The organism is Streptomyces sp. WM4235 (genome assembly GCF_001279725.1).
Lineage (GTDB): Bacteria > Actinomycetota > Actinomycetes > Streptomycetales > Streptomycetaceae > Streptomyces.
The window spans coordinates 1-4,213 of the sequence record NZ_LGDE01000114.1 but is presented as its reverse complement, the minus strand read 5'-3'; the positions used below and the strand labels follow the sequence as shown (position 1 = coordinate 4,213).

General features: G+C 71.6%; 5 protein-coding genes and 1 pseudogene. 3 read left to right on the top strand and 3 right to left on the bottom strand.

Annotated elements, in window-relative coordinates; genetic code table 11:
• Positions 1 to 326 (bottom strand): lamin tail domain-containing protein (locus ADK55_RS12120; protein WP_078998821.1); only part of this gene is annotated, 326 nt, incomplete at its 3' end.
• An 838-nt stretch (positions 327 to 1,164) separates the two neighbouring features.
• Here ADK55_RS12120 and ADK55_RS38490 point away from each other — a divergent pair.
• Positions 1,165 to 1,374, top strand: coding sequence for a hypothetical protein (locus tag ADK55_RS38490; protein WP_159041360.1), 210 nt, complete (start codon positions 1,165 to 1,167; stop codon positions 1,372 to 1,374).
• 377 nt (positions 1,375 to 1,751) lie between these two features.
• On the opposite strand, the gene ADK55_RS36280 is transcribed toward ADK55_RS38490, so the two are convergent.
• Both ADK55_RS36280 and ADK55_RS12115 read right to left on the bottom strand, forming a co-directional pair.
• Positions 1,752 to 2,294 (bottom strand): excalibur calcium-binding domain-containing protein, encoded by a 543-nt coding sequence (locus tag ADK55_RS36280; RefSeq protein WP_078998823.1) that lies wholly within the window; start codon positions 2,292 to 2,294, stop codon positions 1,752 to 1,754.
• 660 nt (positions 2,295 to 2,954) lie between these two features.
• Positions 2,955 to 3,278: a hypothetical protein gene (locus ADK55_RS12115; protein ID WP_053677930.1), complete on the bottom strand. Its 324-nt coding sequence runs from the start codon at positions 3,276 to 3,278 to the stop codon at positions 2,955 to 2,957.
• Positions 3,279 to 3,421: 143 nt separating this feature from the next.
• On the opposite strand from ADK55_RS12115, the gene ADK55_RS38485 reads away from it, so the two are divergent.
• Together ADK55_RS38485 and ADK55_RS39705 are read left to right on the top strand one after the other, a co-directional pair.
• The gene (locus tag ADK55_RS38485) at positions 3,422 to 3,574 is read left to right on the top strand and encodes a hypothetical protein (protein ID WP_159041359.1); all 153 of its coding nucleotides are present in this window, start codon (positions 3,422 to 3,424) and stop codon (positions 3,572 to 3,574) included.
• 322 nt (positions 3,575 to 3,896) lie between these two features.
• A pseudogene (locus ADK55_RS39705) lies at positions 3,897 to 4,213 on the top strand (hypothetical protein); the annotation flags it as partial.

The window sequence follows — 4,213 nt, the reverse complement described above, 5'->3', positions numbered from 1 at the left end:
CCGGTGTGGATCCGGATGGTGGCGCGGCCGCCGATGCGGGTGTCGTTGAAGCGGTACCGGTTGCCGTCGGAGTCACGCAGCGTCCAGCCACGCAGGTTCACCGGCCGGCGGGTCGTGTTGCGGATCTCGACCCACTCCCCGTTCAGGGAACGGTTGGAACGGTCGTCACGACCAGGAGCGTCGGCCTGGACCCGGGAGATCTCCACCCGCGGCTGCCGGTCATGACCCCGATCCGCCGCGGTCGCGGGAAGCGCGGCGGCCGACACGATCGCGCCGGCGGCCAGGACAGTGGCACCGATACGGCGGGCGGTCGAGGAAACAGACATCTGTTGGCCCCTCAAGAACGGTGCTTCACCCGCCCATACGAACCCTGTAGCGGTGCGGGTGCCCGGCCCGTGGTGGGCCGAGGACCCAAACTCTCGACCCGACATGGGGCCGACAACAGCCCCCGACAAGGCCGGTTACCCACCCCGGACATCTCCGTCACACGGGCTTGGGCACTACACGCAGCCCGCGTGAGCGTGACCCTGACATTCACTGACCGCCACACCCACCCAGGGCGCGCACGGTCCAGTCGATCATTGCGCCCGGAGCGCACCCCGGGGCGTACCGATCCGCCCGTCACCCAACCGGATCAGCAAGTTCCGTAACGGCCGTTCTGCGCGATTCTTCGCACGGACAGGCGGAAACCGCAGCTCAGAACGAATCCGTCCGCCCATCCCGGCGATCGCCTCGCCGACTCGACGGTTAGCCGGCCCGTTCCTGGTGCGTCGCGGACTCGTGCCCTTCACAAGCCGTGTCAAGAGCACCGACGAACAGGCAGTCGTCCGTTCGGATCACCTGCCGGGTGGGCAGCATGGCGCGGCGGTTGAGGTCAGCGCGGAGTCAGGAAGGCGCCAACGAGCGGCCGCCGGAACAACCGCGCCGGGCATGCGCGTCATCTCGCGAACAAGCGGGAACGATTCCGCGGTGAAGCCGACATCCGAAGGACCCCAGGCCACCGAGGGACAGGGGCTGCCCGAGGGCGGGTATTGCCGGCGGCACGAGGGGCCGGCGTATCCGAACTCCTCGCCGGTCGGGGCATGCCCAACTCAGCCCGCCCCTGCAACCTCTGAGGCGGACCGCCGCGCGCCACAGCCCCGACGCCCGTGGGAGGGTGGCCGCGTGACCACGACGACGCTGCAATGCGCGGACGCTCCCCTGCCCCCGGCCCAGGGCCTGCCCTGGGCGGTCGGTGTGGGCCGGGCCTGCGTTGCCTGCGGCAGGAAACTCACCGCCGGTGCGGTCTCCCGCGGAAAGATCTCCAGCCGGCAAGGCGTCCACAACACCGACATCGAGGTGTGGGCCTGCCCCAGGACAAGGCCCGCCTCATGAACGCGCGCGCCGCGCGACCCACCGGTGAAAAGGACGATCGGCCACCCGCCTGCAGACGGTGCGGAGCCCGGGCCCTTGCGATAGGTGGCCCCGAAGGCGGAGTCATCGTGCACGAGAGGGCCTGCCCCAACCGGCGCGAAGGCGAACCTGCAGCCCGCCCGCCCCGCACCACCTGATTCCCGCTTGCCCGGCTCGGGGTGACTGCCGAAGCGGCGGGCCCAACCATGGTGCGCCGCTCCGTCAGCCCGGGGTACGCGCCGATACGCGGGCGCACCCCCTTGGTGTGGTGCCCGGGGTCGGAACGGACACCACGCGAGTGATCCGATCTCAGGTCGCCTCCGCTTCGCCGGCGATGCCCGCGCGCGAGGGTGGCATGGTCACTCGCAGGCGATGCCGTCGCCATCGCGATCGAGGTGGCTGTCGAAACCGGGGTCCCCGCGGCGGATCGGAGCTGCCCCCGCATCCCTGACCGCCGTGCAGTTGCGGTAGTACGCCCTGCCTCCTCCCCCGCTGGTCGAACTCCCGCCTGACGAAGCCCCCACGGCCGCCGGAGCGTCATCCGAGGTCCCCGCCTTCCCGTCGTCAGCCCGCGCCGGGGCCGGGGCGTGTGGCCGGCTCGGCGGAGCCTGGGGATCCTGCGGCTGGGCCGGGGCGGCAACGGGCGGGACCGACGCCGGTGCGGAGACAGACGGCGAGACAGGTGTGGGTGATGCCGAAACGGGTGTCGGCGAAGGCGTGGAAGAGGGGGCGGCCAAGGTGGGGGCCGACGCGGTGACGGTGACGGTGACCACCGGCTGGGAACCGGGTTTCGCATCGTCGCGCACAGGCTTCGGGCCGGAGGCGGTGGCAAGCAGTACACCGAACCAGATCGAGGCCAGGACCACGGTTACCGCCCGGCCGGCCTTGTCCCAGCGGGCCATGAACGCGAGTGCGGCACCGAGTGGCGGAACCACGAGCGTGGCGAGGACAACGGCGGGAACCGCCAGCGCCGGGTGCCAGCGGCGCGGTGGGGCCGGCTGGAACGTGGCGGTATCAGCAGGAGGGAACACGAATCTCCAGACAGGACGAATGAGATGGCGAGCACCACGGCTCGTGAACATCGCGGCGCCCGCCCCGGCTTCACGGCCAGGACGGGCACGCGCTGAAGTAGTTGGAACGGGCGCCGACCGCGCTGTCGCGTACGCGGCACACGCCCTTGCGAGGTCCCGCAACACCGAGGGCAGCACGGGTATCACCCGATCAACGGCCCCACGGGCGAACGGTTACCGGCAGCACGCCGACGGCAGCGGCCGGCACGCATGTCCCCCACCTCGCACGTCGGAGAAGCCCCTCTTGCCGGCAGGAAAGCGACTCTCCCACCAGACGGCACTCCCGCATCGTTCCGGCGATTCCCTTGTCGCTGCCGAACGGCCCCCAGCCTCCCTCACCGGAACCTCGGCGTGCCAGCAGGTAATGCGGCCCCCGGTAGACGCGCGCCAGGACGGGCTCGGGGGCGGGGACCAGGCGGGGCAGGCGCGGCGGCGCTCCTCGGCCGCGGACCGGTAGGGGCCCCGCCGAGGAGCGTCGCCAAGGGGTGCCGGTCAGGCGATGTTCGCGCAGACCGCGGTCAGGCCGCTGACCGAGGACGGGCGGGAGATCTCTCGGACCGCGGCCGCCCAGTGGAAGCCCTTGGCCGCGTCGATGAACTCCGGGAAACCGCCGGTGATGAGGGCCGTGTTGTAGGCGGCGACGCCACCGCTCAGGACGGTCTTCCCGGCCGGGCAGGCAAGCGTCTTGCGTGTCAGGTTGGGAGTCTCCGTCGGGGCGAGCTCGACGATCTCGTGGCCGGGGAGCGGGTTCGCGCAGATCGCGTCGACCGCGAGTCCGACCGTGGTCCCCGACAGGGACTGGGCGTGACCCGCCAAGTCGCTCGGAGTTGAGTGGGAGGTCAGCGAAGTGGAGGCCCCGGGACGCCGTGCCCCCCGGGGCCTTCGGCTTGTCCTCCGGCACCGGGATGGTGGTGCAACACGGGCTGCAACAAGGCCTCTTGACAGCTGTTGGGTCACGTTTGTCCAGGTCAGAGCTGCAACGCGCAGGTACCGCCGTTCTCGTCCTCGCCCTGAACGAGGGGTGGGCGGCCCGGGACGTTCAGCGGCTCGCCACGATCCTGCTCGTACTCGTCGCCCTGATCTGTGTGCTCGGGGAAGGCGGTGACCAGTGACCGGCCGCCGGTGTCCCGGCCGCCGGTGCCCGGGTGACCGGTGATGAGGCGCCGGGTTCCGGGGTGGCCTCAGGCCCGCTCGGGACGTGGTTGGTGCCCTCCACGATGGTGCGGGCGATGAGGGGGCCGATCGAGTGGTCGATGGTGGTCCGGGACCTTTCCGGGTCCACGAACACGGCTTTGAACGGCCATGGACCCTCGATGTGGCCGCGGAACGAGAACACCACCAGCAATCGAACGTGCGTACAACCCTCCCTCGCGATCATGAGTCTGACCAGGCGTGGCGCAGGGTGCGCCCGGTCTCCATGGGGGAGGACCCATCGTGTTCCACGACCGAGCCATCGCTCGTCGCCGCTTCACCGAAGCCAACGTCAACGTCAACGCCGAAGCCGAGGTCGCCGTCGACGCCGCGGCCGCTGCCCGCACCGCCGTCACCCGCGCCCCGCGCCGTCGAGTCGTCGCCGCCGTGACCGCCGTCCTCGCCGTGACCGCCGGTACCGCGCTTACGGCGGCCCCCCCCACCGCCCCACCGTGGAGGGCCCCAACCCCCCCCCGAGCGGGCCTGAGGGCCCCCCGGCACCCCGCGCCTCATGACCGGGCCCCCGGGCGCCGGCGTCCGGCACTCCGGCAGGCGGTCAC